The following is a 17,545-nucleotide window of genomic DNA, read 5'->3' on the forward strand; positions in this document are numbered from 1 at the left end:
CGGGCTTCTTCATTCGTTCGGATTTCGAGGGCGCGCTCAGGACCGGCCGGCGAGCCTGTTCCACCAGCCGCCGCGCTTCGGCCGCGTCGGATCCGGCTCGGTCAGCACGACCGCGACGGGCTCCTCGGCCGGAGGCGGAGCAGGGGCCGGCTCGGGGGCGGCTGCCGGAGCCTCGGCCGGCGCTGCGACGGGCGCCGCTTCCGCGGCGGCTTCCCCGCCCTCGGTGATCGGCACGACCTTCTTGCGGGCGCGGCTGCGCTTGGGCTTCTCGGCCTCGGCGGCAGCGGGGGCGGGTTCGGCCGCGACGGCCTCGGCTTCGACCTCCTTGGCGACCTCGGCCTCGACCTCGGCCTTCGGCTTGCGGGCGCGGCTGCGCTTGGGCTTGGCGGCAGGCTCCTCAACGGTTGTCTCCGGAACCTCGGCCGGGACGGCCTCGCTGGGCGCCGCTTCGCTGACCGCCTCGGCGGCCGGGGCGGCAGCGGCCGGGGTTGCGGCCTCGTCGCCGTCCTCATCGCCCTCGTCGCCGTCCTCATCGGCCTGCGTGCCGTCGAGCTGCTGGCCCTGCTCGTCGCGCTCGCCGCCGCGCCGGCGCCGGCGCCGGCGGCGGCGCCGGCGGCCGTTCTCGCCTTCGCCGCGCTCGGCCTCGGTCGCGGCGGTCTCGTTGCCGTCGGTCTCGGCGTCCAGCGCGGCGGCTTCCGCGGCGGCGTCGAGCGCCTCGTCGTCGACGTCGGAGACGACTGCCTCGGCCTTGATGCCGCTCGGAACGACGCGGCCCTCATTGCCGACGAACTCGCCGCGCTCGACCTCGAAATAACGGGTGCCGAGCAGGTTCAGATCGGTCGAGATCGTGATCGCGATGGCGAAGCGGCTCTCCAGGTCGGCGAGATGGGCGCGCTTCTGGTTCAGCACATAGAGCGCGACCTCCGGCCTCGTGCGGACGGAGAGGTTGTGCGAGGCGCTCTTGATCAGCGTCTCCTCCAGCGCGCGCAGGATCTGCAGCGCGACCGAAGGCGTCGAGCGGATCATGCCGGCGCCGGCGCAGTGCGGGCAGGGCACCGAGGACGATTCGAGCACGCCGGTGCGGATGCGCTGGCGCGACATCTCGAGCAGGCCGAAGGCCGAGATGCGGCCGACCTGGATGCGGGCGCGGTCGTCCTTCAGGCACTCCTTCAGCTTCTTCTCGACGGCGCGGTTGTTGCGGTTCTCCTCCATGTCGATGAAATCGATCACGACGAGGCCGGCGAGGTCGCGCAGGCGCAGCTGGCGGGAAATCTCCTCCGCCGCTTCGAGATTGGTCTTGAGGGCGGTGTCCTCGATATTGTGCTCGCGGGTCGAGCGGCCGGAGTTGATGTCGATCGCGACCAGCGCCTCGGTCTGGTTGATGACGAGGTAGCCGCCGGATTTCAGCGTGACCGTGTTCGAGAACATCGCGTCGAGCTGGCTCTCGACGCCGAACGACGCGAAGAGCGGGGTCTGCTCGCGATAGGGCTTCACGCTCTTGGCATGGCTCGGCATGAGCATGCGCATGAAGTCCTTCGCCTCGCGATAGGCCTCCTCGCCGGCGACGTGAACCTCGTCGATATCCTTGTTGTAGAGGTCGCGGATCGAGCGCTTGACGAGGTTGCCCTCCTCATAGACCAGCGCAGGCGCGACGGAGGCCAGCGTCAGCTCGCGCACGCTCTCCCACATCCGCATCAGATATTCGTAGTCGCGCCGGATCTCGACCTTGGTGCGCGCGGCGCCGGCCGTGCGCAGGATCAGCCCCATCCCCTCCGGGACCTCCAGCTCCTGGGCGATCTCCTTCAGGCGCTTGCGGTCCTCGGCATTGGTGATCTTGCGCGAGATGCCACCGCCCTTGCCGGTGTTCGGCATCAGCACCGAATAGCGGCCGGCGAGCGAGAGATAGGTGGTGAGCGCCGCGCCCTTGTTGCCGCGCTCCTCCTTGACGACCTGGACCAGGATGATCTGGCGGCGCTTGATCACCTCCTGGATCTTGTACTGGCGGCGCGAATGGCGCTGCGGGCGCTCGGGCATGTCGTCGAGGGCGTCGCCCCCGCCGAGCTGCTCGGGCTGATCCTCGGCGTCGTCGTCGCCGTTCTCGTCGTGGTCGCCGTTCTCGTCGTCGCCGTCGTCCTCGGAAGGCTTGCGGGCCTCGGTCCCGGCAGCTTCGGACGGTTCCGCCTCGGAGGCGGTGTCCTCGACGACGGCCTCGACGGTCTCGAAGGTCAGCGGCGCGGCGTTGGGGACGGCGTCCTCAGTGGTCGATTCGGCGACGTCGGGCGCGAAGAACTCGCCGAAGGCGGGCGCGCCCTCGTTGACCATGGCGGCTTGCTTGCCGTCGGTCTCGACGCGCAGCTCGCCATTGCTCTCGACATCGGCCGAGACGGTCTCGTCGGCGGCCGCCTTCTTGGCGCGGCTGTCGCGGTCGCCGCGGCGGCCACGGTCGCGGCGGCCGCGCTTTTCGCGGCGCTCCTCGTCGCGTTCCTCGTCACGCTCGGCGCGGGCTTCGTCCTCGAGCAGCGCCTGCCGATCGGCGACCGGGATCTGGTAATAGTCGGGATGGATCTCGGAGAAGGCGAGGAAGCCGTGGCGGTTGCCGCCATACTCGACGAAGGCGGCCTGGAGCGAGGGCTCCACCCGGGTCACCTTGGCGAGATAGATATTGCCGCGCAGCGGTTTGCGGCTGGCGGATTCGAAATCAAATTCCTCGACGCGCGATCCGCGCACCACCACGACCCGGGTCTCCTCCGGGTGGGTGGCATCGATGAGCATCTTGTTGGCCATAAGTCATTTCCATTGGCGCGGCCGCCAGCCGAAGGCGCGCGGCTACGGATCGGGATCCGCCACCGCGGGCAGGGGCGCCGCGAAGAGGCCGGCGGGAGCCGGCATGTTGCAGGGGGAGGGAGGAAAAAATCCGGACAGGAAGGTGGCGTGGAACGATCGGACGGGCCTGAAGCCCGGCGCGGTCCCGCGGGTTCGGACGGTTTACCGATGCTGGCAGCGGCGTCTTATGCCCCGTCATCTGTCCTGACCTGCGATGCACCGGCACGGCGGCCAAGCGCATCGCGTTTGCACGCTCGCAAGACAGGGCAGGGCGCATAAAACACACGCAATCCCGATGCCGACCGTCTGCGGACGATTCGTTGCGGTCGTCTTGCCGCCGCCGCTCCGGTTCGGAACGATGGCCCAGCCTGCCTCGGACGTCGACGGATCGCTCGATCCGGGTGTGCTCCCGCGGGCAGGCTGACAAGCAACCTGTTCCATTACAGACAGGTGACAGTGATTGGCAAGTCACATGACGGCCGCATTTGCCCGGCAGGCGCGCCGGGCGGTTCACGCTTTCAGGGGAGAGATGGTAACGGGCTGTTAGGTTTTCAGCCCCGTTATGGTTAAACCCTCGTAACCGACGACAGACGGGATTCTTCGAGCTGTTCTTCCGCATCCGCCGCGCCGATTCGAGCCGTCGCGATGCGCCGTGGCGCCGGGCGCTGCGGTGCGCGCCGGCGGCTGCCTGCCTCGTCGCCGCCGGCCTCGCCTCAGCGCAGCCCAAGGCCGAGCCGCGCCCGCAGAGCGAATACCCGGTCGCGACCGACGCCCGCATCGAGCAGAGCGGCGAGAGCGTGCGCCTGTCGATGATGCTGTCGTCTTCCGTGCCGGTCGAGGCCTGGGTGCAGGCCGCGCCGGACCGGGTCATCGTCGAGCTGCCCTCGACCAATTTCCAGATCCAGCCCTCGGCCAGGCGCAGCGCCGGCTTCGTCAGCGGCTATCGATTCGGCCTGTTCACCACCGACAAGGCCCGAATCATCATCGATCTCGCCCACCCGGCCATCGTCGCGAAGGCGCAGGTGAAGGCGGTGCGCGGCGGCTTCGGCGAATTGACGATCGAATTGAAGAAGGTGGCGCGGGCCGAATTCCTGGCCGAGGCCGGCAAGCCGCGCCGGCCCGGGCCCGCCCTGCCTGCCCCCGCGCCGGTGAAGGCCGCCGGCGAGACGCGGCGCACCATCGTCATCGATCCCGGCCATGGCGGCATCGATCCCGGCGCCACCATCGCGGCCATCGCCGAGAAGGCGGTGGTGCTCGCCTTCGGCAAGGCGCTGAAGGACGAGCTCGAGGCGAACGGGCGCTACCGCGTCGTCATGACCCGCGACGACGACCGCTTCGTCCCGCTCGGCGAGCGGGTGCAGATCGGGCGCGGCGAGCAGGCCGACCTGTTCATCTCGATCCATGCCGATTCGCTGACGCAGGCGCAGGAGGTGCGCGGCGCGACCGTCTATACCCGCTCGGAGCGCGCGACGGACGCGGAGGCCGCAAGGCTCGCCGCCAAGGAGAACGAGGCCGACGCCGTCGCGGGACTCGAGACCAGCGAGGAGCTGCAGGACGTCGCCGGCATCCTGATGGACCTCGCCCGCCGCGAGACGCGCACCTTCACCGGCGTCTTCGCGCGCAACCTGGTCGAGAAGCTCGGCGGCTCGATCAAGATGCACAAGATCCCGCTGCGCTCGGCGCGATTCTGGGTCTTGAGCGCGCCGGACGTGCCCTCGGTCCTGATCGAGCTCGGCTACATGTCGAGCCCGAAGGATGCCGAGCTTCTGAATTCGCCGGAGTGGCGCGGCAAGGCGGTCGGCGCCGTCTCATCCGCGATAGACGATTATTTCGCCCGCGAGCGCGCCTCGGTGGGCAAGGCGGCGGAGAACCGGAACTAGGCGCGCGGGCCGCGCAAAGCATTGCGGAATTGTGATCGCAAGGCCACGGTTCCGCCATCTCCGCCATGTTATAGCGATGACCTGCGAAGCGCCCCGATCTGGCGCCCGCCGGATGGCAGTTACGGGGTCCAGGGCCTGAGATGCGGTTCATTCTGCGAATCTTCGGATGGTTGTTCGCCGCCGGCGCGATCGCCTTCGTGATCGGCGCGGCCATCGCCGGCGGGCTGATCTGGCATTATTCGCAGGATCTGCCGGATTACGCGCAACTGCGGAACTACGAGCCGCCGGTGATGACGCGCGTGCATGCCGGCGACGGCAGCCTGATCGCGGAATATGCGCGCGAGCGCCGGCTCTATCTGCCGATCCAGGCCGTGCCGAAGCTCGTCGTCGACGCCTATCTCTCGGCCGAGGACAAGAATTTCTACAAGCATGTCGGCGTCGACCCCGAAGGGCTGGCGCGCGCCGTGATCTCGAACTTCCGCAACAAGGGCACCAACCGTCGCCAGCAGGGCGCCTCGACCATCACCCAGCAGGTCGCGAAGAACTTCTTCCTGAGCCCCGAGCAGTCCTATGAGCGCAAGATCCGCGAGGCGCTGGTCGCGCTGAAGCTCGAGGCGACCTATTCCAAGGACAAGATCCTCGAGCTCTACCTGAACGAGATCTATCTCGGCGCGCCGGCGCCGGGGCAGGGCAGCTACGGTATCGCCGCCGCGGCGCTGAACTATTTCGGCAAGTCGGTGCACGAATTGAACCTGCAGGAGGCGGCCTATCTCGCCGCCCTGCCGAAGGCGCCCTCCGACCTGCATCCCTTCCGCAACCGCGACCGCGCGATCGAGCGCCGCAACTACGTCATCGATCGCATGGTCGAGAACGGCTACGTCAAGCGCGAGGACGGCGAGACGGCCAAGAAGCAGCCGCTCGGCGTCAATCCGCGCACGGTCTCGCCGAACCAGATCGCCGCCGGCTATTTCGCCGAGGAGATCCGGCGCGAATTGCAGGATCGCTACGGCGAGAAGAAGCTGCTCGAAGGCGGGCTTTCGGTGCGCGCCACGGTCGATCCCAAGACCCAGCTGATGGCGCGCAAGGCGCTGGTCGACGGCCTCGTGCGCTTCGACGAGGCGCGCGGCTGGCGCGGCGCCATCCAGAAGCTCGAGCTCGGCCATGGCGACTGGGGCGCCGCGATCGGCGAACTGCCGGTGCTGGGCGATGTCGCGCCCTGGCGCCTCGCGGTCGTGCTCGACGTCAATGGCGACACCGCCAGGCTCGGACTGCATCCCTTGCGCGACAATGCCGGCCATCTCAACAAGGAGCGCCAGACGCTGACGCTCGCCGCCGACGGCATCAAATGGACCCGCCGCGAGCGCGTCTCGCGTGCGGTCTCGGTCGGCGACGTGGTCTATGTCGAGCCGATGGAGAGCCGGCCGGGCTTCGCGCGCCTGCGCCAGCTGCCGGAGGTCAACGGCGCCATCGTCGCGATGGACCCGTTCTCGGGCCGCGTGCTGGCGATGGTCGGCGGCTTCAGCCACGACCAGTCGGAGTTCAACCGCGCGACGCAGGCGCTGCGCCAGCCCGGCTCCTCCTTCAAGCCCTTCGTCTACGCGACCGCGCTCGACAACGGCTATACCCCGTCCAGCATCATCCTCGACGCCCCGATCGAGATCGACCAGGGGCCGGGGCTCGGCATGTGGCGGCCGGAGAACTACGACGGCAAGTCGACCGGGCCGCGCACGCTGCGCTACGGCATCCAGTTCTCGAAGAACCTGATGACGGTCAGGCTCGCCAAGGATGTCGGCATGCCGCTGATCGCCGAATATGCCCGCCGCTTCGGCGTCTATGATGACCTTCAGCCGGTGCTGTCGATGTCGCTGGGCGCCGGCGAGACCACCGTGATGCGGATGACCGCGGCCTATTCGATGCTGGTCAACGGCGGCAAGCGCATCCGGCCGACCCTGATCGACCGCATCCAGGATCGCTCGGGCTCGACCATCTTCCGCCACGACCAGCGGGTCTGCGAGGGCTGCAACGCCGAGAAATGGGCGAACCAGCCGGAGCCGCGCCTCGTCGACAACCGCGAGCAGGTGCTCGACCCGCTGACCGCCTACCAGATGGTCTCGATCCTCGAGGGCGTGGTCAATGCCGGTACGGCGACGGTGGTCAAGTCCGTCGGCAAGCCGCTCGCCGGCAAGACCGGCACGACCAACGACGCCAAGGACGTCTGGTTCGTCGGCTTCTCGCCGGACCTCGCCGTCGGCGTCTATATGGGCTTCGACAAGCCGAAATCGCTCGGCACCTCCGCGACCGCCGGCCAGTATGCCGCGCCGATCTTCCGCGACTTCATGAGCGTCGCGCTGAAGGACAAGCCGGCGACGCCGTTCCGCGTGCCCGCCGGCATCAAGCTGATCCGCGTCGATCCCCGCACCGGCATGCGCGCCGGCGGCGACGGCGGCATCCTGGAGGCGTTCAAGCCGGGCACCGCCCCGCCGGACAGCTATTCGGTGATCGGCGCAGCCGGTGACGGCGGCGCGCTCAGCGTCGGCCCGGGCGGCGGACGCTCCGTCGGATCGGGCACGGGCGGGCTGTACTGAGGGCTGGCGCGCCCGGCCGTTTACAGCCGGCGCTTTGCCCCCTATCTCAGCCCGCACGATCATCCGGACTTAGAATCATGCGCCCTGAAATCCAGTCGCAGCTCGATAACGCCAAGCAGTCGATCGGACTGCTGAGGAGGCATCTTTGACTGGGATCAGGCCCAGCGCCGCCTGGCGGAACTGAACGCCCTCTCGGAGGGCCCCGATTTCTGGAACGATGCCGAGGCCGCGCAGAAGCTGATGCGCGAGCGCACCGCGCTGGAAACCCAGATCGAGGGCATCGGCAAGCTCGAACGCGATCTCGACGACGCGCTCACCCTGATCGAGCTCGGCGAGATGGAGGACGACGAGGCGACCGTCGCCGAGGGCGAGCAGGCGATCAAGGGCGTCGGGGACGAGGCCGCTCGGCTTCAGGTCGAGACCCTGCTCTCCGGCGAGGCCGACATGCTCGACACCTATGTCGAGATCCATCCCGGCGCCGGCGGCACCGAAAGCCAGGACTGGGCCGAGATGCTGCTGCGCATGTACCGGCGCTGGGGCGAGCGGCGCAAGTTCAAGGTCGAGACGCTCGAATACCAGGACGGCGACACCGCCGGCATCAAGTCCGCGACGCTGCAGTTCAAGGGCAACAACGCCTATGGCTGGCTGAAGACCGAATCGGGCGTGCACCGGCTGGTGCGCATCTCGCCCTTCGATTCGAACGCCAGAAGGCAGACCTCCTTTGCGTCGGTCTGGGTCTATCCGGTCGTCGACGACCGCATCGTCATCGACGTCAAGGAATCGGATTGCCGCATCGACACCTACCGCTCGCAAGGCGCCGGCGGCCAGCACGTCAACACGACGGATTCGGCGGTGCGCATCACCCATATCCCGACCGGCATCGCGGTCGCCTGCCAGCAGGAGCGCTCGCAGCACAAGAACCGGGCCAAGGCCTGGGACATGCTGCGCGCGCGCCTCTACGAGATCGAGCTGAAGAAGCGCGAGGACAAGGCCAATGCCGAGCAGGCCTCCAAGACCGATATCGGCTGGGGCCACCAGATCCGGTCCTATGTGCTTCAGCCCTATCAGCTGGTGAAGGACCTGCGCACCGGCGTCAGCTCCACCGATCCTTCCGAGGTGCTCGACGGCGATCTCGACGCCTTCATGGAGGCCTCGCTGGCGCAGCGCGTCTACGGAACCACGGTCGAGGTCGAGGACATCGACTGAGCCTGACGGCAAACGAAAAAGGCCGCGCCCGGAGCGCGGCCTTTTTCGTCCCGGAAGGTCTCGTCAGAGCGCGCTGGCGAGGAGCTTGCCGCCGGCGCGCAGGAAGCGGGTCGGGTCGACCGGCTCGTCGTTGATGCGGGTTTCGTAATGCAGATGCGGGCCGGTCGAGCGGCCGGTCGTGCCGACGCGCCCGACCACCGTGCCGGTCTTGACGATCTGCCCGGTGGAGACCGAAATCGCCGACATATGGGCGTAGCGCGTGCTCAAGCCGTTGGCGTGCTCGATCTCGACCATGTTGCCGTAGCCGCCATTGTATTCGGCGACCACGACCTTGCCCGGCGCCGTCGCCAGGATGGCGGAGCCGGATTCGGCCCGGAAATCGACGCCGGTATGCATGGCGAGCCCGCGCGTGAACGGATCGGTCCGGTAGCCGAAATTCGAGGTGAAGCCGTGATCGCCGGCCATCGGCTTGGCGAGCGGCAATTGCTCGATCGCGCCGCGCAGGCGCATGACCGAGGCGACGCGCGGCTGCAGCGCGCTCAGCGTCGCCTCGAAGGGCCCAGCCGAAGCGTCGAGCTTCACCGGCACGAAGGGCCCGCCCATGCCGGCGGCGGCGGTGGCCGGCGCGGCGAGGCGCTCGGGATTGAGCCCGGTGTCGGCGAGCGCGCTGCGCAGGCGCTTCTGCGTGGCGGCCAGCGTCTCGTCCATGTCCTTCAGCGCCGTGAGCTGGGCGTCGGAGGTGCGTGCGATGGCGCTGTCGAGGGTCGTCAGCGCGGCTTCGAGGCGCTTGGCCGGCGGCTCGGCCGCGGCTTCGCCGGATTGCCAGCCGCCCTGGGCGGTGCCGTCGGCGCCGCGCAGCGAGGGCGTCTCCGGGGCCGGCATCGGCTTGCCGGGCAGGATCGGCGCGAAGCTGGTGACGCCCGAGGCGCGGATCGGCTCGCCGGGCTTGATGGCCTGCGCGCGCAGCGGCAGCTTCGGCGCCGGCATCAGGCCGCTGGATTGCAGCGTGTCGGCGAGCGCCGTCACCAGCGACTGGCGCGATTCCAGCTCCGCCTGCCGGCTGGCGAGCTCGTCGACGCGCGATTCGACGCCGTCCTGGTCGAGCAGCGCGCGGCTGGCATAGCGGTCGATATCGGCCCTGAGCGCCGCGATCCGGTCCTCATAGGCGTATTGGCGGGCCGTTTCGCGGGCGATCAGCCGGGCGGCGAGGTCGTCGCGGCTGAGCATGTACCAGCCGGCCGTGCCGCAGCCGGCGGTGGTCAGCGCGAGCCAGGCGAGGCCTGCGAGCATGGTGGAGCGACGCACCGTATAGGTCTTGTGCGAGAGAAGGCCTGCGGTCGCGAGGGCGGGGGCTGTCTGGGGCTGATGCATACGCAAAACCGATAATCACGCTGCCGATCCCGCCATTAGAGTTTGTTAGGGTTAATCTTTCGCAAAGAGCGCCGGCGGCGCCTCACAGCGCCTGCGCCGCCGCGAGCACCTCCTCGGCGTGTCCCTCGACCTTCACCTTCCGCCAGATTCGGGCGAGGCGCCCCTGCGCATCGATCAGGAAGGTCGAGCGCTCGATTCCCATATAGCGACGGCCATACAGGCTTTTCTCGACCCAGATGCCGTAGGCATTGGCCAGCGCCTGCGTCTCGTCGGCGATGAGCGGGAAGTCGAGCGCGTGCTTGCGCTTGAAAGTCTCGTGCCGCTTCACCGAATCGGGCGAGACGCCGATGATCTCGGTGCCGCAGGCGGCGAAATCCGCGCGCAGGCGGTTGAAGGCGATGGCCTCCTGCGTGCAGCCGGGCGTATCGTCCTTGGGATAGGCGTAGAGCACGAGCTTGCGGCCCCTGAATGTGCCGAGCCCGATCGTTCCGCCGCCGTCGCGCGGCAATGTGAAGTCCGGTGCCGGGTCGCCTTCCTGCAATGCCATGGCGTTTGCCTTCCTTTCGTCGCCTTCCCGCTGCATGGAGCCCGCAACCCGGCATGGCGGCTTGAGGCTGGGGCCGGCGTATCGTCGTGCCTTCCGTTTCCGGATTGCCGAATCGGCCCGCCCGGCCGCATCGACAGTCATGCTGCCTTCCGGGCGCGCGGCAAGGGGAGACGGCCGCGCCCTGAGACGAAATGGCGTGAGGCGCCGAAGGGGATCGAGCGAGTTTGGCGGAGCAGGACACAAAAGCTGTGGCCGGGGGGCCGTCGGAAGCGGCATCCGCCGGCGATCCTTGCGAGCTCGCAACCGTGAAGCGGCGGGCGAAGGCCGGCCTCGTCACCCTCTGCGTCGCGGTCGGCGTCGCGCTCATGGTTCTGGCAGGCGCGACTGTTACGCTGCTCGCCACCGGCATCGTCCCGCTGTCGGGGCTCGAAGGGCGCATCACCGCCGCGATCGAGGAGCGGCTCGGCCCGGACTGGAAGGTCGAGGCCACCTCCGCCGAGCTCGGCCGGATCGACGGGCGTTCCCAGCTCCTCGTCAGGCAGGTCTCGTTCCAGCACGTCAGCGGCGCGGTCATCCGCGCCCCCGAAGCCGTCCTCGGCTATGCGCCGCTGGCGCTGCTCAGGGGCGATATCCGGCTCGTCTCGGTCGATCTGCGCGGCGTCAATGTCCGGCTCGGCGTCACCAGGGACGGCGCCCTCGTGGTCAATGCCGATGCGGCCCCGGCCGAGGCGACGCTGCAGCCCGCCGTGCCCGACGCGGCGCAGTGGAACGCCTTCACCGGCATCATGGGCGCCATTTCGACGCTCGCGCGCGGCGACGGGCTTCTCGGCGCGCTCGAGGAAGCCGGCATCAACGGCGCCAGGCTCTCGCTGGTCGATCCGGAGGGGCGCCAGAAGGCCGGGCTGGAAGACGTCGAGATCAGGCTGACGCGCATCGGCGAGCGCGGCACGCGGATGACGATGAAGGGCCGCACCGGCCAGCGCTGGAAGGAGCTTTCGGCCGATCTGACGACCGAGGCCGACGGCACCCAGCGCGCCGACATCGACATCCGGCGCTTCGAGCCAGCGGAGGCGGTGGCGCTCGCTTTCGGCACCGGCGCGGTCCTGGTCGAGGGGCTGCCGCTGCAAGGCCGCGCCACCCTGAAGCAGGCCCCCGATGGCCGCAAGTCGATCACGGCGCGGATCGCTGTCCAGGCGGGGACGCTGCGTTTCCCCGACAGCCCGCTTTCGCCCTTCGCGCTCGACTCGGCCGAGTTCGAGCTGGCGAGCGGCGCCGACCTGACCGAGCTGAACATCCTGCGCGGCGAGATCAGGGCCGGCGCCACGCGCCTTGCGGCGACAGGCTCGCTACGCGAGGACGATGGCGGCTGGCGCATCGCGCTCGACGCCGCAGGCGAGCTCGCCGGGCTCGATGCCGATCCGCCGGTCAGGATCGACGCCCTGAAGGCCGCGCTCAGGCTCGATCCCGCCCATACCGCCGTGACCGTCGATTCGGCGTCGCTGCGCGGGCCCGCGGCCTCGGTCGAGATGTCGGCCTTCGTCCAGCGGCTGAACGGCTCGGCCGAGCAGCGCTTCGCGATCAAGGCGGTCGATTCCGACGTGCGCGCTCTGCTGGCGATCTGGCGGGGCTTCGGCGCGCCCGACGTGCACGACGTGCTGCGGCGTCAGCTCGCGGCCGGGCACATGAAGTCGCTCACCGTCGATCTTGCCCTCACGCCGGAGGACCATGCCCGGCTCGCCCGGCATGAAGCCATGCCCGATCGGGCGCTGTCGGTGATGATCGATGCCGACCGCGTCCGCTATCTGCCCGATCCGGGCCTGCCGCCGCTCGGCGATGCGACCGTCTCCGGACGGGTCGGTGGGCGCAGCGTCCAGCTCGCCATCGGCAAGGCGACGGCCGAGCTCGGCGGCGGCCGCCGGCTCCAGCTGAGCGAGGGCAGCTTCGCCGTGCCCGATTTCCATCCGCCGCGCCCGCAGGCGCGGATCGACTTCCGCTCGGTCGGCGCGATGGACGCGCTTGCCGCGCTCATCGCCTTTCCGGCCCTGAGGGAATTCAATCCGGGCCGGCTCGATCCGGCGGCGATCAGGGGCACGAGCGACCTCAAGGTCACCATCGCCCTTCCGCTCGCCGACGATTTGAAGTCCGACGAGGTTGTCGTGACGGGCAGCGGGACGCTCGCCAGCGTCGCGTCCGACACGCTCCTTGGGACGGAGAAGCTCGATGCCGGCAGCTTCACCGTCGCGCTCGACCGCAACGGGCTCATGCTGCGCGGCGATGCGCGCATCGGCGGCGACAAGACGCAGGTCGAGCTGCGGCAGAACGGCAAAGGGCAGGGCGAGGCGATCCTGCAGCTTGCGCTGGACGCGGCAGCCCGGCAGCGGCGCGGCTTGCCGGCCGATGCCGGCATCACCGGGACGCTGCCCGTCAAGGTGACGAAGCTGATCGGCAAGGGGGGCGAGCCGCCGCCGCGCGTCGAGATCGATCTCACCAAGGTCGCGCTCGAGGGCGTCGTTCCCGGATTGGTGAAGCCTTCCGGCCGGCCGGGCCGCGTCGCCTTCGCCTATGTCGCCGATCCGGACGGCCCCGACCTCGAGGATTTCGTGCTCGAGGCCGGCTCGGTCCTGATCAAGGGGCGTATCGAGCTGAACCGGCTGAACGGCGTGGACAGCGCGAGCTTCTCGCAGCTTCGCCTGTCGCCGGGCGACAATCTCAAGGTCGAGGCGAGGCGGGACGGCAATCTCCTCAAGCTCACCGTGCGCGGCGCGGTCGCCGATCTGCGCCCCTTCATCAGGGATCTGCAGAGCCGGGCGCCGGCGCGCGGGGGCGACAGGGCGGCCGGCCGGAGCACCGATCTCGACCTCGATCTCGACGTGCCGATCCTGACCGGCTTCAACAACGAGGCGATCACCGCCGGCACGCTGAAATTCTCCCGCCGCGGCGGCGATCTGCGCTCCGTCGGCTTCCAGGGGCGGATCGGCAAGGCCGAGGTCACGGCCCGGCAGGGCCAGGGCGGCAAGCTCGTCGTCCAGTCGGAGAACGGCGGCTCGCTGCTGCGCTTCCTCGACCTCTACAACAAGGCTTATGGCGGCGACCTCATCCTGACGATGATCCCCGGCGAGAACCAGAGCGGCGATCTGCTGTTCCGCAATTTCATGGTCCGCGACGAGCCCGTGCTGCGCCGGGTCGTCGGCGCGCAGGGCGGCCTTTCGGGCGAGGGCGCGGCCGGGCGGGGCATCGATGCAAGCGAGGTCGCCTTCACCAAGCTCAGGGCGGAATTCACCCGCTCCGCCAGCCGGCTCGACGTTTCCGACATGGTGATCTGGGGCCACCAGCTCGGCTTCACCTTGCAGGGCCATGTCGATTACGGCCGCGACCGCGTCGATATCGGCGGGACCTTCGTGCCGGGCTACGCCTTCAACAACGCCTTCGCGCAGGTGCCCGTGGTCGGGGCCTTGCTCGGCGGCGGCAGCCAGTATGGCGGGCTCTTCGCCGTCAATTTCCGCATCTCCGGCCCGGCCAGCGCGCCGACGATGACGATCAACCCGCTCTCGGCGCTGGCGCCCGGCATCCTGCGCCGCTTCGTCGACCCGCTCGGCGGCGCGCCGGCGCAGCGGCCGGTTCAGCCCGGCCAGGCGCAGCCGCGCCCCTGACGGCTTATTCCGGCCGCAGCAGGACGTGCTTCTTCTTGCCGAAGGAGAGCTTGACCACCCCCTCCGCCGTCAGGTCGCGGAGGCTGAGCGTGGCGCGCTCGTCGGTGACGAGGGCATCGTTGACGCGCAGGCCCCCGGCCTTGACCTGCCGGCGTGCCTCGCCGGTCGAGGGCACGAGCCCGGCCCTGACGAAGGCGGTGAGCACGCCGAGCCCCGGCGCGACCTCGCCCCGCGGAATCGACACGCTCGGCAGGTCGGCGGCGAGCGCGCCTTCCTCGAAGGTCTTGCGCGCCGTCTCGGCGGCGGTTTCCGCCGCCGCGCGGCCGTGCAGCAGGGCCGTGACCTCGGTCGCCAGCACCTTCTTGGCGTCGTTGATCTCGGCGCCGCCGAGCGCGGCGAGCTTGGCGATCTCGGCCATCGGCAGCGTGGTGTAGAGCTTCAGGAAGCGCTCGACATCGGCGTCCTCGGTATTGCGCCAGTACTGCCAGAACTCATAGGGGCTCATCAGGTCGTCGTTGAGCCAGACCGCGCCCGAGGCGGTCTTGCCCATCTTGCCGCCAGACGCGGTGGTGAGCAGCGGCGAGGTCAGCGCGTAGAGCTGGACGCCCGCCATGCGGTGGCCGAGATCGATGCCGTTGACGATGTTGCCCCACTGGTCGGAGCCGCCCATCTGCAGGATGCAGCCGGTGCGCTTGTTGAGCTCGACGAAGTCGTAGGCCTGCAGGATCATGTAGTTGAATTCGAGGAAGGACAGCGACTGCTCGCGCTCGAGCCGCGTCTTCACGCTGTCGAAGGACAGCATGCGGTTGACCGAGAAGTGCCGGCCGACGTCGCGCAGGAATTCGAGATAGTTCAGGCCCAAGAGCCAGTCGGCGTTGTTCACCATCGTCGCCGGGCCGCTGAAATCGAGATAGCGGCCGAAAACCCGCCTGATGCCCTGCAGGTTGCGCTCGATATCCGCGACGGTCAGAAGCTTGCGCGATTCCTCCTTGAAGGAGGGATCGCCGATCATCGAGGTGCCGCCGCCCATCAGCGCGATCGGCTTGTGGCCGGTCGCCTGCATCCAGTGCAGCATCATGATCTGGATCAGCGAGCCGGCATGAAGCGAGCTCGCCGTCGCGTCGAAGCCGATATAGGCGCTGATCGGCCCCTTGGCCGCGGCCGCGTCGAGCCCCTCCGGGTCGGAGATCTGGTGGACATAGCCGCGCTCGGAGAGCGTGCGCAGAAGGTCGGACTTGAAGGCTGTCATGGCGGTCAGGCCTGCTCCTGCTCGCTCTTCAGGATCTCGGGGCCGACCTTGCGGTCGAGATAGGCGCCGACCTGCTCCATCAGCTGCTCGACGCGCCCGTCGAAGAAATGGTTGGCGCCGTCGACGACCGCATGTTCGATCTGGATGCCCTTCTGCGTCTTCACCTTCTCGATCACCGCCATCACCTCCTTCACGGGTGCGACGCGATCTTCCGAACCGTGGACGAACAGGCCCGACGACGGGCAGGGCGCCAGGAACGAGAAATCATAGCGGTTCGCCATCGCCGCGATCGAGAGGAAGCCCTCGATCTCCGGGCGGCGCATCAGGAGCTGCATGCCGATCCAGGCGCCGAAGGAGACGCCGGAGATCCAGCAGCTCTTGGCCTCGGGGTTGAGAGCCTGCATCCAGTCGAGCGCGGCTGCGGCATCCGAAAGCTCGCCCGCGCCATGGTCGAAATGGCCCTGGCTGCGGCCGACGCCGCGGAAATTGAAGCGCAGCGCCGAGAAGCCGCGGTTCACGAATGTGTAGAACAGGTTGTAGACGATCTGGTTGTTCATCGTCCCGCCGAATTGCGGGTGCGGGTGCAGGATGATCGCCAGCGGCGCGCCGCGCTTCCTGGCTGGCTGGTAGCGGCCCTCGATCCGGCCTGCCGGCCCGTTGAAGATAACCTCTGGCATCGTCTCACCGCTTCTTGGGCGGTGCCGGCGCGGGCGGGCAGAAAGCGGGCGCATGCCCGCTTAAAAACCCGGCCGCCCTTGACGGCGCCACCATGCGCGCCCTAGATGAAGGGCGCTTAGAATAGTTCTAATAGCCGTGAACAAGTCAGGAACAAAACGAGGGATCGCACGAGCGAGCCTTGGTTTCGACCGTTCCGGCCGGTTCGGATGGGCGGCTATAGCACGGCGCACAGGTGCGATTTCAAGCATTTCGTGTCGGCGCGTCGGCGATGATGAGGATGGAGCGGGCAGGATCGTGACGGCGGAACGCGCCTATCTCGACCACAACGCCACGACCCCGGTGCGGCCGGAGGCGGCGGAAGCGGTCGCCCATGCGCTGACGCTGCCGGGCAATCCCTCCTCCGTCCATGGCGAGGGGCGTGCCGCGCGCGCCGCTCTGGAGCAGGCGCGCGATCAGGTCGCGAGGCTCGCCGGCGCGAAGGCTTCGAACGTGGTCTTCACCAGCGGCGGCACCGAGGCCAATGTCGCGGTGCTCTCGCCCGGGCTGATGGCTTGCGATGGCGGGCGCGATTGCGTGCGCACACCGGCCACCCTGCTGCTTTACAGCGCGACCGAGCATGCCTGCGTGCGCGAGGGACACCGTTTCCCGGCCGGCGCGGCCGAAGCCATTCCGGTCGATGCGAGCGGTCTGGTCGACCTCGCCTGGCTCGACGCCAGGCTCACGCGCTTCGCCGCGGACGATCCCGGCGCCCGCGCGCTGGTCTCGATCCATCTCGCCAACAACGAGACCGGCGTGATCCAGCCGGTCGCGGAGGCAGCCTCGATCGTGCATCGCCATGGCGGCCTTCTGCACAGCGATGCGGTGCAGGCGGCCGGCAAGATCGCGGTCGATATCGCCTCGCTCGGCGCCGATGTGCTGACGCTCTCGGCCCACAAGATCGGCGGGCCGAAGGGGATCGGCGCCATTGTCCTGCGCACCGGTGCGCTCGAACTCGCCGACAAGCCGATGCGCGGCGGCGGGCAGGAGCGCGGCTGGCGGGCCGGAACCGAAAACCTGCCCGGAATCATAGGCTTCGGTGCGGCGGCAGAATCTGTCTGTCAAGCGCTGGCCAGCGAGGCTGACAGGGTTTCCGCCCTGCGCGACAGGCTGGAGACCGGAGTGCTGGCGCTGGCGCCCGAGACCGTCGTCTTCGGCCGTGGGGCGCCGCGCCTGCCCAATACCTCGGCCTTCGCGACGCCGGGCTTCAAGGCCGAGACGGTACTGATCAAGCTCGATCTCGCCGGGGTGGCGTTGTCCTCCGGCTCGGCCTGCTCGTCCGGCAAGGTCAGGCGCTCGCATGTGCTGGACGCCATGGGCGTCGACCCTGCCATGAGCGCGGGGGCCTTGCGGGCGTCGCTCGGATGGACCACCTGCGAGGTGGATATCGATCTCTTTCTCGCGGCCTATGCCAGGCTCATGGCCGCACACACCGATCGGGGCACCCAGGTTGCCGCCTGAGGCGTTCCGCAACACGAAGACCGAACCGGCGGGCCTTGAACCCGCGACAGGAGAGTAGA

The 17,545-nt window shown here is 69.1% G+C and carries 10 protein-coding genes; 5 read left to right on the forward strand and 5 right to left on the reverse strand.

All coding sequences use genetic code 11. The annotated features are described in order from the left end of the window. Window positions 1-36: 36 nt before the first annotated feature. A complete protein-coding gene (locus tag M9917_RS18510; RefSeq protein WP_297256147.1) occupies window positions 37-2,784 on the reverse strand; it encodes an Rne/Rng family ribonuclease in 2,748 nt (915 codons plus the stop codon). 836 nt (window positions 2,785-3,620) lie between these two features. On the opposite strand from M9917_RS18510, the gene M9917_RS18515 reads away from it, so the two are divergent. The 3 genes from M9917_RS18515 to prfB all read left to right on the forward strand — a co-directional run bounded on the left by M9917_RS18515 (window position 3,621) and on the right by prfB (window position 8,494). Continuing rightward, window positions 3,621-4,703 carry an N-acetylmuramoyl-L-alanine amidase gene (locus M9917_RS18515; protein WP_367273929.1) on the forward strand — a complete coding sequence of 361 codons (1,083 nt, stop codon included), beginning with the start codon at window positions 3,621-3,623 and terminating at the stop codon, window positions 4,701-4,703. Between the two features lie 140 nt (window positions 4,704-4,843). Continuing rightward, a complete protein-coding gene (locus M9917_RS18520; protein ID WP_297256148.1) occupies window positions 4,844-7,288 on the forward strand; it encodes a penicillin-binding protein 1A in 2,445 nt (814 codons plus the stop codon). A 77-nt stretch (window positions 7,289-7,365) separates the two neighbouring features. Continuing rightward, a protein-coding gene (gene prfB / locus M9917_RS18525; RefSeq protein ID WP_297256150.1) for a peptide chain release factor 2 occupies window positions 7,366-8,494 on the forward strand; the annotation gives its coding sequence in 2 pieces (ribosomal slippage) (window positions 7,366-7,434 and window positions 7,436-8,494; 1,128 coding nt in all). Window positions 8,495-8,557: 63 nt separating this feature from the next. Here the strand turns inward: prfB and M9917_RS18530 are convergent. Beyond that, window positions 8,558-9,799: a M23 family metallopeptidase gene (locus M9917_RS18530; protein WP_297256152.1), complete on the reverse strand. Its 1,242-nt coding sequence runs from the start codon at window positions 9,797-9,799 to the stop codon at window positions 8,558-8,560. 148 nt (window positions 9,800-9,947) lie between these two features. Continuing rightward, complete coding sequence (locus tag M9917_RS18535; protein WP_297256154.1) at window positions 9,948-10,412, reverse strand: peroxiredoxin; 465 nt, start codon at window positions 10,410-10,412, stop codon at window positions 9,948-9,950. A 248-nt stretch (window positions 10,413-10,660) separates the two neighbouring features. On the opposite strand from M9917_RS18535, the gene M9917_RS18540 reads away from it, so the two are divergent. Further along, entirely contained in the window at window positions 10,661-14,062 is a 3,402-nt protein-coding gene (locus M9917_RS18540) for a DUF3971 domain-containing protein (RefSeq protein ID WP_297256156.1), read from the forward strand. A 4-nt stretch (window positions 14,063-14,066) separates the two neighbouring features. Here the strand turns inward: M9917_RS18540 and tyrS are convergent, their stop codons facing one another. Then, window positions 14,067-15,311 (reverse strand): tyrosine--tRNA ligase, encoded by a 1,245-nt coding sequence (gene tyrS / locus M9917_RS18545; protein ID WP_297256158.1) that lies wholly within the window; start codon window positions 15,309-15,311, stop codon window positions 14,067-14,069. Window positions 15,312-15,316: 5 nt separating this feature from the next. Then, complete coding sequence (locus M9917_RS18550) at window positions 15,317-15,988, reverse strand: alpha/beta hydrolase (protein ID WP_297256160.1); 672 nt, start codon at window positions 15,986-15,988, stop codon at window positions 15,317-15,319. Between the two features lie 292 nt (window positions 15,989-16,280). Here M9917_RS18550 and M9917_RS18555 point away from each other — a divergent pair, with 292 nt between their 5' ends. Continuing rightward, window positions 16,281-17,486, forward strand: coding sequence for a cysteine desulfurase family protein (locus tag M9917_RS18555; RefSeq protein WP_297257122.1), 1,206 nt, complete (start codon window positions 16,281-16,283; stop codon window positions 17,484-17,486). Window positions 17,487-17,545 lie beyond the last annotated feature (59 nt).

This window comes from Bosea sp. (in: a-proteobacteria), assembly GCF_023953965.1.
Taxonomy (GTDB): Bacteria; Pseudomonadota; Alphaproteobacteria; order Rhizobiales; family Beijerinckiaceae; genus Allobosea.

What these genes read in the sequence shown, in the direction of transcription:
- M9917_RS18535 (WP_297256154.1), bottom strand. Translation starts at nt 10,412, where the DNA reads ATGGCATTGCAGGAAGGCGACCCGGCACCGGACTTCACATTGCCGCGC.
- M9917_RS18510 (WP_297256147.1), bottom strand. Translation starts at nt 2,784, where the DNA reads ATGGCCAACAAGATGCTCATCGATGCCACCCACCCGGAGGAGACCCGG.
- tyrS (WP_297256158.1), bottom strand. Translation starts at nt 15,311, where the DNA reads ATGACAGCCTTCAAGTCCGACCTTCTGCGCACGCTCTCCGAGCGCGGC.
- M9917_RS18550 (WP_297256160.1), bottom strand. Translation starts at nt 15,988, where the DNA reads ATGCCAGAGGTTATCTTCAACGGGCCGGCAGGCCGGATCGAGGGCCGC.
- M9917_RS18520 (WP_297256148.1), top strand. Translation starts at nt 4,844, where the DNA reads ATGCGGTTCATTCTGCGAATCTTCGGATGGTTGTTCGCCGCCGGCGCG.